Source organism: Aeromonas oralensis (assembly GCF_049665575.1).
In the GTDB taxonomy this organism is placed as follows: Bacteria; Pseudomonadota; Gammaproteobacteria; order Enterobacterales; family Aeromonadaceae; genus Aeromonas; species Aeromonas hydrophila.
In genome coordinates this window covers 1,979,077-1,995,628 of the sequence record NZ_CP187186.1, presented here as the reverse complement: position 1 = coordinate 1,995,628, position 16,552 = coordinate 1,979,077, and the positions used below count along the sequence as shown (strand labels likewise).

10 protein-coding genes and 1 pseudogene are annotated in these 16,552 nt (G+C 61.8%); 6 read left to right on the top strand and 5 right to left on the bottom strand.

What is annotated here, in order from left to right; all coding sequences use genetic code 11:
• Positions 1-6 precede the first annotated feature (6 nt).
• Positions 7-1,077, top strand: coding sequence for an isopenicillin N synthase family dioxygenase (locus ACPDZI_RS09485; RefSeq protein ID WP_438834412.1), 1,071 nt, complete (start codon positions 7-9; stop codon positions 1,075-1,077).
• Between the two features lie 91 nt (positions 1,078-1,168).
• Positions 1,169-2,332, top strand: coding sequence for a trans-sulfuration enzyme family protein (locus ACPDZI_RS09480; protein WP_438834411.1), 1,164 nt, complete (start codon positions 1,169-1,171; stop codon positions 2,330-2,332).
• 95 nt (positions 2,333-2,427) lie between these two features.
• On the opposite strand, the pseudogene ACPDZI_RS09475 reads toward ACPDZI_RS09480, so the two are convergent.
• Both ACPDZI_RS09475 and asd read right to left on the bottom strand, forming a co-directional pair.
• Positions 2,428-5,203: pseudogene (locus tag ACPDZI_RS09475) on the bottom strand (M16 family metallopeptidase).
• Between the two features lie 588 nt (positions 5,204-5,791).
• Positions 5,792-6,907 (bottom strand): aspartate-semialdehyde dehydrogenase, encoded by a 1,116-nt coding sequence (gene asd, locus ACPDZI_RS09470; RefSeq protein ID WP_016350519.1) that lies wholly within the window; start codon positions 6,905-6,907, stop codon positions 5,792-5,794.
• A gap of 339 nt (positions 6,908-7,246) precedes the next feature.
• Between asd and sugE the strand changes: the two genes are divergently transcribed.
• From sugE to pflB, 4 genes are all read left to right on the top strand, one after another.
• Entirely contained in the window at positions 7,247-7,561 is a 315-nt protein-coding gene (sugE, locus tag ACPDZI_RS09465; RefSeq protein WP_011705814.1) for a quaternary ammonium compound efflux SMR transporter SugE, read from the top strand.
• Between the two features lie 127 nt (positions 7,562-7,688).
• A complete protein-coding gene (ycaO, locus tag ACPDZI_RS09460) occupies positions 7,689-9,449 on the top strand; it encodes a 30S ribosomal protein S12 methylthiotransferase accessory factor YcaO (RefSeq protein WP_438834410.1) in 1,761 nt (586 codons plus the stop codon).
• 380 nt (positions 9,450-9,829) lie between these two features.
• A complete protein-coding gene (gene focA, locus ACPDZI_RS09455) occupies positions 9,830-10,678 on the top strand; it encodes a formate transporter FocA (RefSeq protein ID WP_011705812.1) in 849 nt (282 codons plus the stop codon).
• Between the two features lie 45 nt (positions 10,679-10,723).
• Positions 10,724-13,006, top strand: a complete 2,283-nt coding sequence (gene pflB, locus ACPDZI_RS09450; RefSeq protein ID WP_331412803.1) for a formate C-acetyltransferase — start codon at positions 10,724-10,726, stop codon at positions 13,004-13,006.
• Between the two features lie 121 nt (positions 13,007-13,127).
• Here the strand turns inward: pflB and phnX are convergent, their stop codons facing one another.
• The 3 genes from phnX to phnW are packed head-to-tail and all read right to left on the bottom strand — an operon-like array spanning position 13,128 to position 16,508.
• Entirely contained in the window at positions 13,128-13,967 is an 840-nt protein-coding gene (gene phnX, locus ACPDZI_RS09445; RefSeq protein ID WP_438834409.1) for a phosphonoacetaldehyde hydrolase, read from the bottom strand.
• The gene (locus ACPDZI_RS09440) at positions 13,960-15,369 is read right to left on the bottom strand and encodes an aspartate aminotransferase family protein (protein WP_438834408.1); all 1,410 of its coding nucleotides are present in this window, start codon (positions 15,367-15,369) and stop codon (positions 13,960-13,962) included. Before ACPDZI_RS09440 ends, phnX begins: the two co-directional genes overlap by 8 nt.
• Entirely contained in the window at positions 15,366-16,508 is a 1,143-nt protein-coding gene (gene phnW / locus ACPDZI_RS09435) for a 2-aminoethylphosphonate--pyruvate transaminase (RefSeq protein WP_323904017.1), read from the bottom strand. Before phnW ends, ACPDZI_RS09440 begins: the two co-directional genes overlap by 4 nt.
• Between the last annotated feature and the right edge of the window lie 44 nt (positions 16,509-16,552).

The following is a 16,552-nucleotide window of genomic DNA, read 5'->3' as shown; positions in this document are numbered from 1 at the left end:
GTGCACATGGAACATTCACCACTGCCGATCATCGATCTCGCCGCGCTCGACGGCGCCCCCGAGACCCGTCGCCAGATGTTGGCCACCCTTGGCCGGGCGGCCCGTGAGGTGGGCTTTTTCTATCTGATCGGCCATGGCCTGAGCGAGCAAGAACAGCAGGAAATCCTGGCGCTGGCGGCCCGCTTCTTCGGCCTGCCACAGCAGGAGAAGCTGGCGGTACAGATGGTGCACTCCCCCCACTTTCGCGGTTACAACCAGGTGGGGGCCGAGCTCACCCGGGCGCGGCCGGATCTGCGCGAGCAGTTCGACATCATGAATGAAGAGGCCGCCCTCGATGCCGCCAGCCTTCAGCATCCCTGGCAGCGGCTCATCGGCCCCAACCAGTGGCCCACCGCCCTGCCCGGTATGCAGGCGCAGCTGCTGGCGTGGCAAGATAGGTTGAGCGCCATCACCCTCACCCTGCTGGCCGCCTTCGCCGAGGTGCTGGAGCAGCCGGCAGGGGTGTTTGACGACAGTATTAGCGGGGCGCCCCATCAGCACATGAAGCTGATCCACTACCCGGGGCAAGCCGAAGGGGGCAGCGGTCAGGGGGTAGGTGCCCACAAGGATCCCGGCTACCTGACCCTGGTGATGCAGGACCATCACTCCGGGCTTGAGGTGGAGACGGCCGACGGCTGGATCTCTGCGCCGCCCCTGCCGGGCGCCCTGGTGGTCAACATCGGCGAGCTGCTGGAGCTCGCCTCCAACGGCTACCTCAAGGCCACCCTGCACCGGGTGCAGAGCCCGCCGCCCGGGGTATCGCGCCTCTCCTGCGCCTTCTTCATGGCGGCGCGGCTGGATGCGACCGTGCCGCTGCTCAGCCTCTCCCCCGCGCTGGCGGCGCAGGCACAGGGGCCCGAGAGCGACCCGACCAACCCGCTCTTTTATCAGGTGGGGGAGAACGTACTCAAAGGGAGGCTGCGCTCCCACCCGGATGTGGCGGCCCGCCACTATGGCGTCGACCTTGCGTCCGCCAATGCGCAGACAAGCAGCGAACAGATGGCAAAGCGCGATCGGCGCGAACCACAACCCGCCTGAGGCTGCCATACCTAATAGACGAGGGGCGCCACGGCGCCCTTCAGATGACACAAGCAGTTGGGCCACAGCCTGGCAATGACGGAGCAATACAATGAAATTCAAAACCATGAGCGTGCACAGCGGCCAGCGGATCGATCCCCAGACCGGCGCCCTCACCACCCCGCTCTATCAGAGCAGCACCTTCAGCTACTTCAACGCCCAGGCGGGCAAGGAGCGCTTCGCCGGTCAGGCTCCCGGCTTCATCTACAGCCGCTTTGGCAATCCCACCACCGCCGAACTGGAGCAGAAGCTGGCGGCACTGGAAGGGGCCGACGAAGCGCTGGTAGTGGCGAGCGGCATGGCGGCGGTGAGCGCCATCATGTATGCCCTGGCCGACAGCGGCGATGAAGTGGCCTATATCGGCCCGCTCTACGGCGGCACCGATGCGTTTCTCAAGCAGACCTTCAGCCGCGCCGGCATCAAGGTCACCGCCTATGAGAGCGATCAGGATCTGCTGACCAACATCCGCCCCGCCACCAAGGTGGTACTGTTTGAAACCCTGACCAACCCCACCCTCAAGGTGGTGGACCCGCGGGTGGTAGTGGAAGCGGCCCGCAAGGTGGGCGCCATTACGGTGTGTGACAACACCTTCCTCACCCCCTACCTGCTGCGCCCGCTGGAGCTTGGCATCGACATCGTCATGCACAGCGGCACCAAGTACCTGGGCGGCCACGGCGACATCATCGCCGGGGTGGTGGCGGGCTCTCACGCGCTGATGAAGTCGATTCGCACCGTGGCCCTCAAGCACATCGGTTCCCCCATCGGTCCGCAGGAGGCCTACCTGCTGCAGCGCGGGGTCAAGACCCTGCCCCTGCGCATGGATGCCCACCTGCACAACGCCCAGAAGGTGGCTGACTTCCTGGCCGCCCATCCGGCGGTGAAGAAGGTGATCTACCCGGGCCTTGCCAACCATCCGGGCCACGATGCCCTCGGCGCCTTCGCCAGCGGCTTTGGCGGCATGGTGAGCATCGAGCTGGAAGGCGGGTTTGAGCGCTGTGCCACCCTGCTCGACAACCTGCAGCTGTTTGTGCAGGCGGTGAGTCTGGGCGATCTCGAGAGTCTCGCCTGCCATCCGGCCAGTACCACTCACGCCGCCATGGACGAGGAGAGCCGCCTCGCCGCCGGGGTCAATGACGACCTCATCCGCTTCAGCATCGGGGTGGAAGACGCCGACGATCTGATTGCCGATCTGGCCGCCGCCCTGGCCCTCATCTGACCGTTCACCTTTTTGAGCGCAAAAAAACAGCCCGCCCCCTGCCAGGGGGCGGGCTGTTTTGCTTGCGGCCCGTTGCCCAATAGGGGCAAACCCGCTTAAGGCGTGGCAGAGAGGCGCTGCACCGGCCAGCCCAACGCGGCCAGCTCGGGAGCCAGCGTCTTGGCATCTCCCACCACCAGGATCACCATGTCGTCGGGATCGAGCCAGCGACGGGCCAGCTCACGCAGGGTAAAGGGAGAGAGCCGGCTCACCTGCTGCACCCGCTGCTCCACATAATCCTCTGGCCACCCCTTGAGCAAGATGGGCAGCATGTACTCCATCTCATTTGGCAGCGTTTCGTAATCGAGCGCCTGACCATTGAGCACCCGATCCCGCAGGGTGCGCACCTCCAGCCGGGTCGGCCCCAGCCGCTGATACTTGTCGAGCTCCTGCAGGATCTGCCGCAGGGCCGCCCCGGTCACGCTGCTGCGCACGCTGCTTTGCAGCATGAAGTGGCCAGCATCGGCGTTGCCGTCGAAGGCGGCGTCGATAAAGTAGGTGTAACCCAGCTCCTCGCGCAGCCGGATGTGCAGCCGCTCGGCGAGGGACACATTCATCAGCCGGGTCAGGTAGTGCTCGCCGAAGGCATCTTCCGCCATGGCGCGCCGCCCCACCCGGATCTGGCTGAGCGCCGCCCCGGGATTGTCCAGCAGATAGATGGCCCGTTTGGCCTGCTGACCGCGCCAATCCAGAGAGTGCAGGGCCGCGGGCTGACCTGCTGGCTCGACCAGAAACCCGAGGGCCTTCATCACCCGCTCCTGAGCCAGATCTCCGCTCACCACCACTTGAGCTTCCCCGCTGCGATAGACCGACTGGTAAAAATGGCGCACATCGTCCAGGGTCAGCGCTCGCACACTGGCCAGCAGATCCGGCCGCTTGTTCCCCTCAAGCAGGGCGCCGAACTGCCAGTCCGCCTGCCACTCGGGATCGCGAGCAAGCTGCTGCAGCCACTGGCTGTAATCAAATCGGCTGCGCTCAAAATCGGCCAGGCGCATGGCGGGCTGCTGCACCAATTCCCGCACCAGGGCCAGCGTCTCGTCAAAATGGGAGGTAAGCCCCTGGATCTCGATGTAGCTGCGCCCCTCCCCATGATTGAAGCGAATATTGGCCCCCAGCTGACGCGCCCGCTCCTCGATGCTGGCCGCCTGCAGCTGCTCGCTGCCAAGGGAGAGCATGGCGTCGGCCAGGGTGGCGACCCCACCCTTACCCTCCGGCTCGGCACGCTCACCGCCCGGCCAGTTGATGCTCATGGCAAAGGCCGGCACCTCATCGCTGTAGTGACCGAGCAGGGAGATCCGCTCACCCAGCTTGGCCTGCCACAGTGTCGGCATGGGTACCGGCAAGGCGCCACCGCTGGCCGGCTCCTGGCGTCGGTCCAGGGCCTCCTTGATGACATGAGGAGTCAGAGGCGGGGTCGGCCGGGCCAGCGGCAAGGGGGGCGGCTCGACAAAGTTGGGGCTGCCCGCCTGCCATTCAGGGTGCTCGGCCGGCACCACGCTCAGCACCACCCTGGGCTTGTTCAGCACATAGCGCGTCAATACCCGTTGCAGATCGGCCGGTGTCACCCGGGCGATGCGCTTGAGGTTGCGGTACTGAAAGTTGGGGTCATCAAACAGGGTGTGGCCGGTGGCCAGCTGCTCCACCTTGCCAGCCACGCTGTCCAGCGGCCAGATCCGCTGGGCCCGCTGGGCATTGACCGAGTGGGCCAGTTGCTCGCGGGAGACACCCTCGCTGGCGAGCTGGCCGACGATCCGATCGATCTCCGCCTTGATGGGACCCAGCTCGCCCCCTTTGGCCAGATTGGGCACCGCCTCAATCACCAGCATGCAGGCCAGCACGCCGCACTCCTGCCTGGCTGTCACCGAGACCAGCCGGCCGCTTTGCTGCAGTTGTCGCTGCAACAGGCCGCTGGCCGAGCCCCCAGCTGATCCGCCAGCAGATCGAGGGCCTCGAAGTCGGGCTCGCGGGCGGAAACGGTCGGATAGGCCAGCACCAGCATGGGCTCGCTGACCCGATCGACCAGAGTGCGATAACGGCTCTTTTTCAGCGCCACCGGGCGCACTACCGGCCGAGTCTGAGCCGGTGATGGAGGCAGGGCGGCAAAATAGCGCTCGACCCAGGCCAGGGTCTGGGCCGGCTGAATATCGCCACCGATCACCAAGGTGGCGTTATTGGGTCCATACCAGCGCAGGAAGAACTGGCGCACGTCCTCCAGGGTGAGGCGATCCAGGTCAGCCACCCGACCAAACGGCGTGTTGAAATAGGGGTGATTGGGGGGTAGAGAGTGCGGTTGAGCACCTCCAGCACCCTGCCATACGGAGCTGCATCTACCAGGGTGGCACGCTCGTTCTTGGCAATATCGCGCTTGGCCTCCAATTTCTGCTGGAAGAGGGTATCGAGCAGAAACCCCATGCGATCCGCTTCCAGCCAGAGCACCTTCTCCAGCTGATTGGCTGGCAGCGTCTGGTAATAGCGGGTCTGATCCCGGGAGGTCAGGCCATTGATGTTGCGCCCACCCACCTGTTGCAGCAGCCGGATGTAGCCCTCCTCCCCCACGTGGGCCGAGCCCTGAAACATCATGTGCTCGAACAGATGGGCGAGCCCGGACTGGCCTTGGGCCTCTTCCGGCAACCCCGCCCGATAGTGGACCGCCACGTGCACCAGAGGATCGGAGTGATCCTGAGTCAGGATCACCGTCAGGCCATTGTCGAGCCGATATTGCTGATAGGGCACGATCAGCGGATCAGCCACTTTTTTCTGCTCCTTGACCAGCACAGGGCCAGCCAAGGCCAAGACACTGAAGAAATAGAGCAAGCTCCACACGATTCTCATGTTATTTCCCAATTTTCAAACCTGAACATTATTATTGGCGGCCACTGCGCATCGTCCATATCCAGCGCGCAACAACGAAAAAATGGCGACAGCACCCTGCAGACGCCTCGCATTATTGATGACATGAATAATATTATTGCCAGCAGCAAAGTCGGCCCCGAGTAGGCCAATGGGGCTACCAAAGGCTGGCAGCCTGCAACCCGGCCGTGGTCGCCAGTGTAATCAATCATACCCAAGAGGGATATCAGCAACAGACATGCTTTTGTAACAAGGTATATATCTGGCCCATCAGTCAGCGCTGTTGAATAGCCTGAACGGCACTATTTAACCGTGTTAACCGTGCCGATTAACAGTGCCAGAAAATATCGTCGACCTGACGTTACGCCCGCAGCTGGGAAATAAGTCTGCCGTTACTGAGTCACGCAAAAATAAGCCAGGCGATTAGTCAATATTGATTCCATTAATAACAAGCGGATGGCAGGCATCACCCGCCAGCCCACCCTTTTTGCACTCACGGCCGGCCTGGGTGGCAAAAGCGCAAAAAAAACAGGGGGCCGCGGCCCCCTGTTCATGCTGGGTGCAACCGGATCAACCGCGATCCAGCAGGATGTTGAGCATGCGGCGCAGCGGCTCGGCGGCGCCCCACAACAGCTGGTCACCCACGGTAAAGGCGGCCAGGTACTCCGGACCCATGTTGAGCTTGCGCAGACGACCGACCGGGATGCTGAGGGTGCCGGTAACGGCAGCCGGGGTCAGCTCGCGGGCGGTGATGTCGCGATCGTTGGGGATCACCTTGACCCAGTCGTTGTGGGCAGCCAGCAGGGCTTCGATTTCGGCCAGCGGCACGTCTTTTTTCAGCTTGATGGTGAAGGCCTGGCTGTGGCAGCGCAGGGCGCCGATGCGCACGCACAGACCATCCACCGGAATGGCTGCGTTCTCGATGCCGAGGATCTTGTTGGTCTCGGCCTGGCCCTTCCACTCTTCACGGCTCTGGCCATTGTCGAGCTTGGTGTCGATCCAGGGAATGAGGCCACCGGCCAGCGGCACGCCGAAATTGTCCACCGGCAGGGTGCCGGAGCGGGTCTTCTCGGTGATCTTGCGCTCGATGTCGAGGATGGCGGAGGCAGGATCGGCAAGCTCCACCGCCACTTCATCGCGCAGCATGCCCATCTGGGTGACCAGCTCACGCATGTGGCGCGCACCGCCACCGGAGGCGGCCTGATAGGTGGCCACGCTCACCCACTCCACCAGATCGGCCTTGAACAGGCCACCCAGGGCCAGCAGCATCAGACTGACGGTGCAGTTGCCGCCGACGAAGGTCTTGATGCCGTTGTTCAGGGCATGTTCGATGACGTCGCCGTTGACCGGATCCAGGATGATGACCGCGTCCTTCTCCATACGCAGGGAGGAGGCGGCATCAATCCAGTAGCCCTGCCAGCCGGCGGCTTTCAGACGCGGATAGACATCCTTGGTGTAGTCGCCGCCCTGGGCGGTGATGATGACGTCCTGTGCGGCCAGCGCCTCGATGTCGAAGGCATCCTGCAGGGTGCCGGCATCGACGCCGAAATTGGGGGCGGCCTCACCGGCCTGGGAGGTGGTGAAGAAGGTGGGCTGAATGCGGGAAAAATCCTTCTCTTCCTGCATCCGGCTCATCAACACCGAACCCACCATGCCACGCCAACCGACCAAACCTACTTTTTTCATAATGTCCTACCCTGGATAGCTGCTTATAGAAACCGAGTGTGATACCCGTGATCCCTTGTCCGGCGCGGGCCGTTTACAAGCGGTTCACAAAATATGGGTTGCGAAAAATGCGTCTGTCCACATTACGGATTGTGACGGCGGGCGCAAGTCGAATTGCGCAATATTCTGTGCCGTTCGCTGCAATATCCGTCAGCCTGGCCGACCTGCGGCCAGCCGGTTGGCATCCCGCTACAACTTAGGGCATCATTGAGACCGACCGGCAGCCCAGCTGCTCCTCGGGGACGACCTCGAGGCCTCCTGATACGCAGGGACGACCCTGCTTCCTGCGGAATCTGCCTTATGTCCTGGTTGCTCCTGCTATTGGCCGGCCTGTTCGAGGTCGCCTGGGCCATCGGCCTCAAATACACCGACGGTTTCAGCCGTCCCCTGCCCACCCTGCTGACCCTGATCGCCATGGGGGTGAGCGTGCTGCTGCTCGCCATGGCGGTCAAACAGTTGCCCCTTGGTACCGCCTACGCGGTCTGGACCGGTATCGGCGCGGTCGGCACCGTGCTGATGGGGATCTGGCTGTTCAACGAACCGGCCACCCTCGCCCGGGTGCTCTGCCTGCTGCTGATCATCGGCGGGATCCTGGGTCTGAAATTCATCGGCTGAGCCGTGACCGACCTCGGCTGAATGGAGAGCAAAACGGGGCATGGGTCCCGTTTTTTGCCTGCCAAACGCGCCGACCCCTGCTATTATCTGCGGCCAAACATGAGCCAATAAAAATCAGGATATCGTGATGACCGACCACACTTTTATTCCCGGCAAGGACGCTGCGCTGGAAGACTCCATCGAACGCTTCCAGACCAAGCTGCAAGCCCTGGGGTTTGATATCGAAGAGGCCTCCTGGCTCAACCCCGTGCCCAACGTCTGGTCCGTGCACATCCGGGACAAGGAGTGCTCCCTCTGTTTCACCAACGGCAAGGGTGCCAGCAAGAAGGCGGCGCTCGCCTCCGCCCTTGGCGAATATTTCGAGCGTCTCTCCACCAACTACTTCTTCGCCGACTTCTATCTGGGCGAGCAGGTCGCCAATGGCGACTTCGTTCACTACCCGAACGAAAAGTGGTTCCCCATCGAGGGAGATCAGCTGCCCGCCGGTCTGCTCGACAGCTTCACCCGCAAGTTCTACAACCCGGACGGTGAAGTGACCGCCGACATGTTGGTGGATCTGCAATCCGGCAACGAAGAGCGCGGCATCGTCGCCCTGCCCTTCGAGCGCCAGTCTGATCACCAGACCGTCTACATCCCGATGAACATCATCGGCAACCTGTATGTCTCCAACGGCATGAGCGCCGGCAACACCCGCACCGAAGCCCGCACCCAGGGGCTGTCCGAGGTGTTCGAGCGCCACGTGAAGAACAAGATCATCGCCGAGGCCCTCAGCCTGCCGCTGATCCCGAATGAGGTGATCGCCCGTTACCCCGGCATCAAGGCCTCCATCGATGCGCTGGAAGCCGAAGGCTTCCCCATCTACAGCTTCGACGCGTCGCTCGGCGGTCGCTACCCGGTCATCTGCGTGGTGCTGCTCAACCCGAGCAACGGCACCTGCTTTGCCTCCTTCGGCGCCCACCCGCGCTTCGAAGTGGCGTTCGAGCGCACCGTCACCGAGCTGCTGCAGGGCCGCAGCCTCAAGGATCTGGACGTGTTCGTGCCGCCCTCGTTCGACAACGAGCAGGTGGCGGATCACCACAACCTGGAAACCCACTTCATCGACTCTTCCGGCCTCATCAGCTGGGATCTGTTCAAGCAGGATGCGGACTTCGAGTTTGCCGACTGGGACTTCCGCGGCACCTCGCAAGAGGAGTTCGACCACCTGATCGGCATCTTCCACGAGCTGGAGCAGCCGGTCTACATCGCCGACTACGAGCACCTGGGCGTCTACGCCTGCCGCATCCTGGTGCCCGGCATGTCCGACATCTATCCAGCCGAAGACCTGCTGCTGGCCAACAACACCATGGGTGCCCACCTGCGGGAGACCATCCTGGCGCTGCCGGCGCTGGAGTGGGACGCGGAGCAGTACATGGCGCTGTTCGACCAGCTGGATGAAGAGGGTCACGACGAGCGCACCCGGGTGCGCGAGCTGCTCGGCATCGCCGCCGCCAAGGGCACCGCCCTGCACACCCTGCGGGTGGGCGAGCTCAAAGCCATGCTGGCGCTGGCCGCTGGCGAACTCGACACGGCGCTCGATCTCATCGATTGGACCATGGAGTTCAACCAGTCGGTCTTCCCGGCCGATCGTGCCAACTACTACCGTGCCCTGCGCGCCTGCGTCGAGCTGTTCCTGGATGAGGATCGCGACCCCGAGCAGTACCGCGCCGTGTTCACCCGCATGTATGGTGAAGAGACGCTGGCACAGGCCTGGGCCCACGCCAGTGGCGAAGCCCGCTTCCACGGGTTGGAAGCTGCCGACCTGTCCCTCAGCCAGTTCCCGCTGCATCAGAAGCTGCTGGCAGCCTATGAGAAGCTGCAGAAGGCCAAGCGAACCCACTCATGGGGCTGATATGGTAGTATGTGAAGGGGCCCTGATGGCCCCTTTTGCTTTATGGTCGCCAGAGAGGCGGTTTGTTATTCAAAGATGAAATAAAAAACAAAAAATACCTCTTAGGGGGTTGCCAAGCCGGGGCAGAGAATGCTGGGGAGATGCAAAGATGCCTTGCCAGTACCATTTTTAGGCGATGAAAAATAAATTGTTTAAAATCATTGCATTAAAAAATCAGCATTTATGTTTCAGCTGAAACCTGGTGTAAAGCCACGCTGCCGGAGGACTCAAATTTTTGTAGTAAAATTACATTCACAATCTGCAATTCTTGATCGGAGTCAATTTTGACGATCTGGCCCTTTGTTATGATTTCCACAGGCAAAACATCAGGTACATGAGAATTGAAAGCAGAATCTCCCTTTGATTGTCTCAAGCCAGAAGCCATCGCTGCACTGGCAGAAGATATCACCTATGCCAAGGCCACCAAGCCTGCATACAAGGTCATCCCCCTGGCCATCACCGCAGGCGCTTTCATCGCCATTGCTTTCGTCTTCTTCATCACGGTGACGACCGGTGCCGGCAATGTGGCCTGGGGCCTCAGCAAGCTGGTCGGCGGTCTCTGTTTCGCACTGGGTCTGATCCTCTGCGTGCTGCTCGGTGCCGAGCTGTTCACCTCCACCACCCTGACCCTGGTGGCCAAGGCGGCCAACCGCATCACCTGGGCCCAGCTGTTCAAGAACTGGGGACTGGTCTACTTCGGCAACCTCATCGGCGGTCTCATCATCGTCGGCCTCATCATCATGTCGGCCGAATACATGGCGGCAGATGGTCAGTGGGGTCTGAACGCCCTCAAGGTGGCCCAGCACAAGATCCACCATACCTTCTTCGAGGCCCTTGCCCTCGGTATTCTCTGCAACCTCATGGTGTGTCTCGCCGTGTGGATGGCGTTCGGCGCCCGCAGTGCGACCGACAAGGTGATGGTCATGCTGCTCCCCGTCGCCATGTTCGTGGCCTCCGGTTTTGAGCACAGCATCGCAAACATGTTTATGATCCCGGTCGGTATCGCTATCCATGCGGTAGCAGGCCCGGAATTTTGGCAGGCCATCGGCCAGGACCCGGCGACCTTTGCCGACCTGACCGTATCCAACTTCGTCCTACACAACCTCATTCCCGTCACCATAGGTAATATCATTGGTGGTGGCGTCATGGTTGGTCTGACTTACTGGTTTATCTTCCGTCGTCATCATTAAGGATGATTGCGGGATACTACATCAATACCGTGTGAGGTAATGAAAATGGCAGAACTTAACGAACAGTTCCAAAAAGCATGGGAAGGCTTCGCGGCCGGTGAATGGCAGACCTCTGTCAACACCCGTGACTTCATCCAGAAGAACTACACCCCGTATGAAGGTGACGAGTCCTTCCTGGCTGGCGCGACCGAAGCTACCACCAAGCTGTGGGACAAGGTCATGGAAGGCATCAAGATCGAGAACCGCACCCACGCGCCGGTCGATTTTGATACCGACCTGCCCTCCACCATTACCGCTCACGATGCCGGCTATATCGATCAGAGCCTGGAGCAAATCGTTGGTCTGCAGACCGACAAGCCGCTCAAGCGCGCCATCATCGCCAACGGCGGTATCAAGATGGTCAAGACCTCTTGCGAAGTGTACGGTCGTCAGCTGGACCCGATGGTCGAGAAGATCTTCACCGAGTACCGCAAGACTCACAACCAGGGCGTGTTTGACGTTTACACCAAAGACATCCTGAACTGCCGCAAGTCCGGCGTCATCACCGGTCTGCCGGATGCCTACGGCCGTGGCCGTATCATCGGTGACTACCGTCGTGTTGCCCTGTACGGTATCGACTTCCTGATGGCCGACAAACTGGCCCAGTTCAAGTCCCTGCAGGCTGACCTGGAAAACGGTGTCAACCTGGAAGCCACCATCCGTCTACGCGAAGAGATCTCCGAGCAGCACCGTGCCCTGGCACAGATGAAGGTGATGGCTGCCAAGTACGGTTGCGATATCTCCGTACCGGCCAAAAACGCCAAAGAAGCCGTCCAGTGGACCTACTTCGCCTACCTGGCGGCAGTCAAGTCCCAGAACGGTGCCGCCATGTCCTTCGGTCGTACCTCCAGCTTCCTGGACGTGTACATCGAGCGTGACCTGAAGAAAGGCCTGATCACCGAGCAAGAAGCCCAGGAGCTGATGGACCACATGGTCATGAAGCTGCGTATGGTTCGCTTCCTGCGTACCCCGGAATACGATTCACTGTTCTCCGGCGACCCGATGTGGGCTACCGAGACCCTGGCTGGTATGGGCGTTGACGGCCGTACCCTGGTCACCAAGAACAGCTTCCGTATGCTGAACACCCTGTACACCATGGGCCCGTCCCCTGAGCCGAACCTGACCATCCTGTGGTCCGAGAAGCTGCCGGTCGGTTTCAAGAAGTACTGTGCCAAGGTATCCATCGAGACCTCTTCCGTTCAGTACGAGAACGACGATCTGATGCGTCCGGATTTCAACAACGATGACTACGCCATCGCTTGCTGTGTGTCCCCGATGATCGTCGGCAAACAGATGCAGTTCTTCGGTGCTCGTGCCAACCTGGCCAAGACCATGCTGTATGCAATCAACGGCGGTATGGACGAGAAGCTCAAGATCCAGGTCGGTCCGAAAACCGAAATGGTCAAGTCCGAGTACCTCGACTACAACGACGTGATGGACAGACTGGATCACTTCATGGATTGGCTGGCCAAGCAATACGTTGCTGCGCTGAACATCATCCACTACATGCACGACAAGTACAGCTACGAAGCCTCTCTGATGGCGCTGCACGACCGTGACGTATATCGCACCATGGCGTGTGGTATCGCGGGTCTGTCCGTAGCAGCTGACTCCCTGTCTGCTATCAAGTACGCCAAGGTCAAGCCGGTTCGTGACGAAGATGGCGTTGCCATCGACTTCGAAATCGAAGGCGAGTACCCGCAGTTCGGTAACAACGACGCTCGCGTCGATGACATCGCCTGCGACCTGGTTGAGCGCTTCATGAAGAAAATTCAGAAGCTGAACACCTACCGTGGTGCCGTGGCTACCCAGTCCGTGCTGACCATCACCTCCAACGTGGTGTACGGCAAGAAGACCGGTAACACCCCGGATGGCCGTCGCGCTGGTGCACCGTTCGGCCCGGGTGCCAACCCGATGCACGGTCGTGACCAGAAGGGTGCCGTTGCTTCCCTGACTTCCGTTGCCAAGCTGCCGTTCGCTTACGCCAAAGATGGTATCTCCTATACCTTCTCAATCGTGCCGAACGCGCTGGGTAAAGACATGGAAGCCCAGAAAGCCAACCTGGCCGGTCTGATGGATGGTTACTTCCACCATGAGTCCAACCTGGAAGGCGGTCAGCACCTGAACGTCAACGTGATGAACCGTGAAATGCTGCTGGACGCCATGGAAAACCCGGAAAAATATCCGCAGTTGACCATCCGCGTATCCGGTTATGCCGTTCGCTTCAACTCTTTGACCAAAGAGCAACAGCAAGACGTCATCACCCGTACCTTCACCGCTTCTCTGTAATAGAGTCTCGGTGAACAAAAACCGGCGCCAAAGCGCCGGTTTTTTATACCTGATAGTCAGGGAGTATCGGCCTGAAAACCTGCCGGCAAGGCCGGCACTCCCCTCCTCTCTCCCGCCTTATTCAGGGCCGCTCACCCACAGTCAGACGGCGGTTGATGTCGGCGATGACCGGGGCGATATCCGCCAGGGTATCGATGACGTAGTGCGCCCCCGCCGCTCGCAGTTTAGCCTCCGCCGGTCTACGCCGGGCAGCGATCTCCGCCTCGCTCATGGCGGAAAACGCTCCCCAGGTGGCGCCGAACTCGTTGCCGGAAACCGACAATCCCACCGTCCACATGCCGGCATTCACCCCTTCGCTGATACCCGGCACGGCGTCATCCACCTTGATGCAGCGATGCACCGCGCTCACTCCCAGCTCAATCACGTTGGCCAGCGCCATCCAGGGGCCGGGGCGACCGCCTGCCTTGAGATCATCGGTGGCGACCCAGTGATCCGGGCGGTAGCCGTGATCGGCCGCAGCAGGTACCAGCGCCTCCATCACCGGACGGGGATAACCGGAGCAGGATCCGATTTTCATCCCCTGCCCCCGCAGTGTCTCCAGCACCGGCAACACGCCGGGAATGGGGGCAGCAAAGCGGGTCACCGCGGCAATCTGCAGCGGCATAAAGGTGTGATAGAGGTGGTCCACCTCGGCGTGGCTCATGGGGTGACCGAAGCGGGCCTGCCAGCGCGCAGCCACCGAGGGCAGACAGCCCAGCGCGGCGATATGGTCCCATTTGCCCAGCCCCATGGGCTGGCGCGCCTCATCCAGGGTCACAGCAAAGTCATAGGCGCGGGCGAAGGCCTCGACGAAGATGGAGGTGGGGGCGAAGGAGCCGAAATCGACGACGGTGCCGGCCCAGTCGAGGATCAGCGCCTCCACGTCGGTGGTCGGGTCTACAGCAATCTGCAAGTCAGTCATGGTGATGTTCCTGTTTCGGTGAAAGTGCGATCTCGCCAAGGGCGCGATCGAGAATGGTGATGGCGCGCACCAGATCGGTGCGAGCGATGTTGAGCGGCGGCGAGAGCTGGATAACGTTGCCTTGGGAGACCTTGAAGCTGAGCCCCAGTTCCAGACAGCGGTAGAGCAGCCGCTCGGCGGCCTGGCTATTGCGGGTGCGACTCTGGTGCTCGACCACCAGATCGAGCGCCCAGAGCAAACCGATGCCGCGCACCTGCCCGATCAGCGGGTGACGCTCAGCCAACTTGCCGAGCTCGGCCGCCATAAAGTGGCCATCCTCCTGCGCTTTTGCCAGCAACCCCGCTTCGCGGATTGTCTCTATCGTGGCGAGGGCCGCCGCGCAGCCGATGGGGCTCTTCTCGTGGGTGTAGTGACCGAGCGAGATGGCTGCGGCCTGATTGAAACGGTCGCGGGTGATGAGAGCCGCAAACGGCACCACCCCGCCCCCCAGCCCCTTGCCCAGGCAGATGATGTCGGGCTCGATGCCGAACTCTTCAAAGCTGAACCAGTGGCCAGTGCGCCCCAGGGCATTGGGGATCTCGTCGACGATCAACAGCACCTTATGGCGATCGCAGATCTCCCGCACCCGCTGCCAGTAGGCCTTCGAGGGCACCTGTACGTCGGTGTTGCGGATCGGCTCGGCGATAAAGGCGCCGATCCCTCCCTCCTTCTCGATGACGTACTCCAGATAATCGGCGTAGTGCAGGTCATCCCCCTCCCCGCGATACCAGACACCGCGATAACGGGTGGGGGGAGGAATGCGCTCCACACCGGCCATCAAGGGGCCCATGCCGGCGCGAAAACAGGCTTCACCGCCGACCGAGATGGCATCGAGGGAGGCACCGTGAAAAGCATCCCAGAGGGACACCACCTTGCTGTTGCCAGTGATGAAACGGGCGAGCTTCAGGGCAATCCCCACTACCTCGCTGCCGCCGGGGGCGAACAGCACCCGGTTGAGATCGCCGGGGGCCAGTTCGGCCAGGGTGCGGGCACAGTCGATGGCAACCTGATGGGTGTAGCGGCGGGGTGCAAACGGCAGATCGGCGAGTTGCTGCTGCACCGCGGCCACCACCCTGGGGTGACCGTGGCCCAGCTGATGGACGCTGTTGCCGTGAAAATCGAGATACCGTTTGCCCGATACGCTGGTCAGCCAGCTCCCCTGCGCGCCCTCAAGCAGATCGAGACAGGGGGTGGAAAGGGCCTGATGGAGAAAGTAGCGGCTATCCTCCGCCAATCCCGCCTGCACCGCCTCGCTCTGACCTGCCCACCAGCGTGAGCGCCCCTCGCCGAGGTTGATATCCCCTTCGCTGCCGTGCAGCTTATGGTCGTGCTGATCGCAACCCTGAGGCACCATGCAGGTCATCGCGCGTCCCCTTGCCAGTAGCAGGCGCTGGCCATGGCGGCGAGCAAGCAGCGCACCCGCTCTGGGGTCACATCACCGATATTGCCGATACGGAAGCAGTCGGCCTGGGAGACCTTGCCCGGATAGATGACAAAGCCCTGCGCCTTGAGCCGCTGGTAGAAGTCGGCAAAGCGGTAATCAGGATGGGCCGGAGAGTAGAAGGCGGTGATGATGGGAGACTGCCACTGCTCGGGCAGCAGCGGCGCAAAGCCAAGAGCGGCCATGCCATCCACCAGGGTGCGCTGGTTCTCGCTGTAGCGCTGATGACGGGCTTCAATGCCCCCCTCCTCATCCAGCTCGCGCAGGGCCTGGGCAAAGGCGAGCACGGTATGGGTGGGGGAGGTAAAGCGCCACTTGCCCCCCTGCTGCTCCATGGTCTGCCACTGGGCGTGCAGGTCAAGGGAGACCGAGCGGGCACGACCGGCACAGGCCGTCAGCGCGGCGCGGCGAGCGATGACGAAGCCAAAGCCCGGTACCCCCTGAATGCATTTGTTGGCCGAGCTGATGAGAAACTCGATGCCAAGGCGGCCCATGTCGATGGGGATGCCGCCAAAGCTGCTCATGGCATCGACGATCAGGCGGATGCCGCGGCGCAGGCAGAGCGCAGCCACCTCATCGAGCGGATTGAGCATGCCGGTGGTGGTCTCGCAGTGCACCATGGCCAAGTGGGTGATCTCGGGGTGGCGCGCCAGCATCGCCTCAATGGCGGCAGGTTCCGGGCGGGTTGTCTCGCCGCAGTCGAGCTCGTGGTGACGCAGGCCAAGGCAGCGGGCCATCTCCCCCATGCGGGCACCGTAGGCGCCGTTGTTGATGATCAGCAGACACTCATCGACACCGATCGCCGAGCCCAGCACGCTCTCCACCACATAGCTGCCGCTCCCCTGCAGCAAGACGGCACTGTAGTCACTTTGATATTCCGGGCCAGTGGCGAGGCGCACCAGCTCGCGGCGGATGGGCTCCACCACACCCTGGTTGTAATCCGCATCCCAGGTGCAGCTGTCTTGCAGCATGGCGGCGCGTACAGTCGCGGTGGTCGAGAGGGGGCCAGGGGTCAGCAGCAGGTAATCGACGGCGGCAGGGGCCGCAGGAATATGGGTCATGACTTCGCTCCTTTTGGTATATACCAGAATGAGCGCATTGTGGG

Bases quoted from the DNA above. Each gene is read 5' to 3' on its own strand.
- ACPDZI_RS09485 (WP_438834412.1), top strand. From the start codon at position 7: ATGGAACATTCACCACTGCCGATCATCGATCTCGCCGCGCTCGACGGC.
- ACPDZI_RS09480 (WP_438834411.1), top strand. From the start codon at position 1,169: ATGAAATTCAAAACCATGAGCGTGCACAGCGGCCAGCGGATCGATCCC.
- asd (WP_016350519.1), bottom strand. From the start codon at position 6,907: ATGAAAAAAGTAGGTTTGGTCGGTTGGCGTGGCATGGTGGGTTCGGTG.
- sugE (WP_011705814.1), top strand. From the start codon at position 7,247: ATGTCCTGGTTGCTCCTGCTATTGGCCGGCCTGTTCGAGGTCGCCTGG.
- ycaO (WP_438834410.1), top strand. From the start codon at position 7,689: ATGACCGACCACACTTTTATTCCCGGCAAGGACGCTGCGCTGGAAGAC.
- pflB (WP_331412803.1), top strand. From the start codon at position 10,724: ATGGCAGAACTTAACGAACAGTTCCAAAAAGCATGGGAAGGCTTCGCG.
- phnX (WP_438834409.1), bottom strand. From the start codon at position 13,967: ATGACTGACTTGCAGATTGCTGTAGACCCGACCACCGACGTGGAGGCG.
- ACPDZI_RS09440 (WP_438834408.1), bottom strand. From the start codon at position 15,369: ATGACCTGCATGGTGCCTCAGGGTTGCGATCAGCACGACCATAAGCTG.
- phnW (WP_323904017.1), bottom strand. From the start codon at position 16,508: ATGACCCATATTCCTGCGGCCCCTGCCGCCGTCGATTACCTGCTGCTG.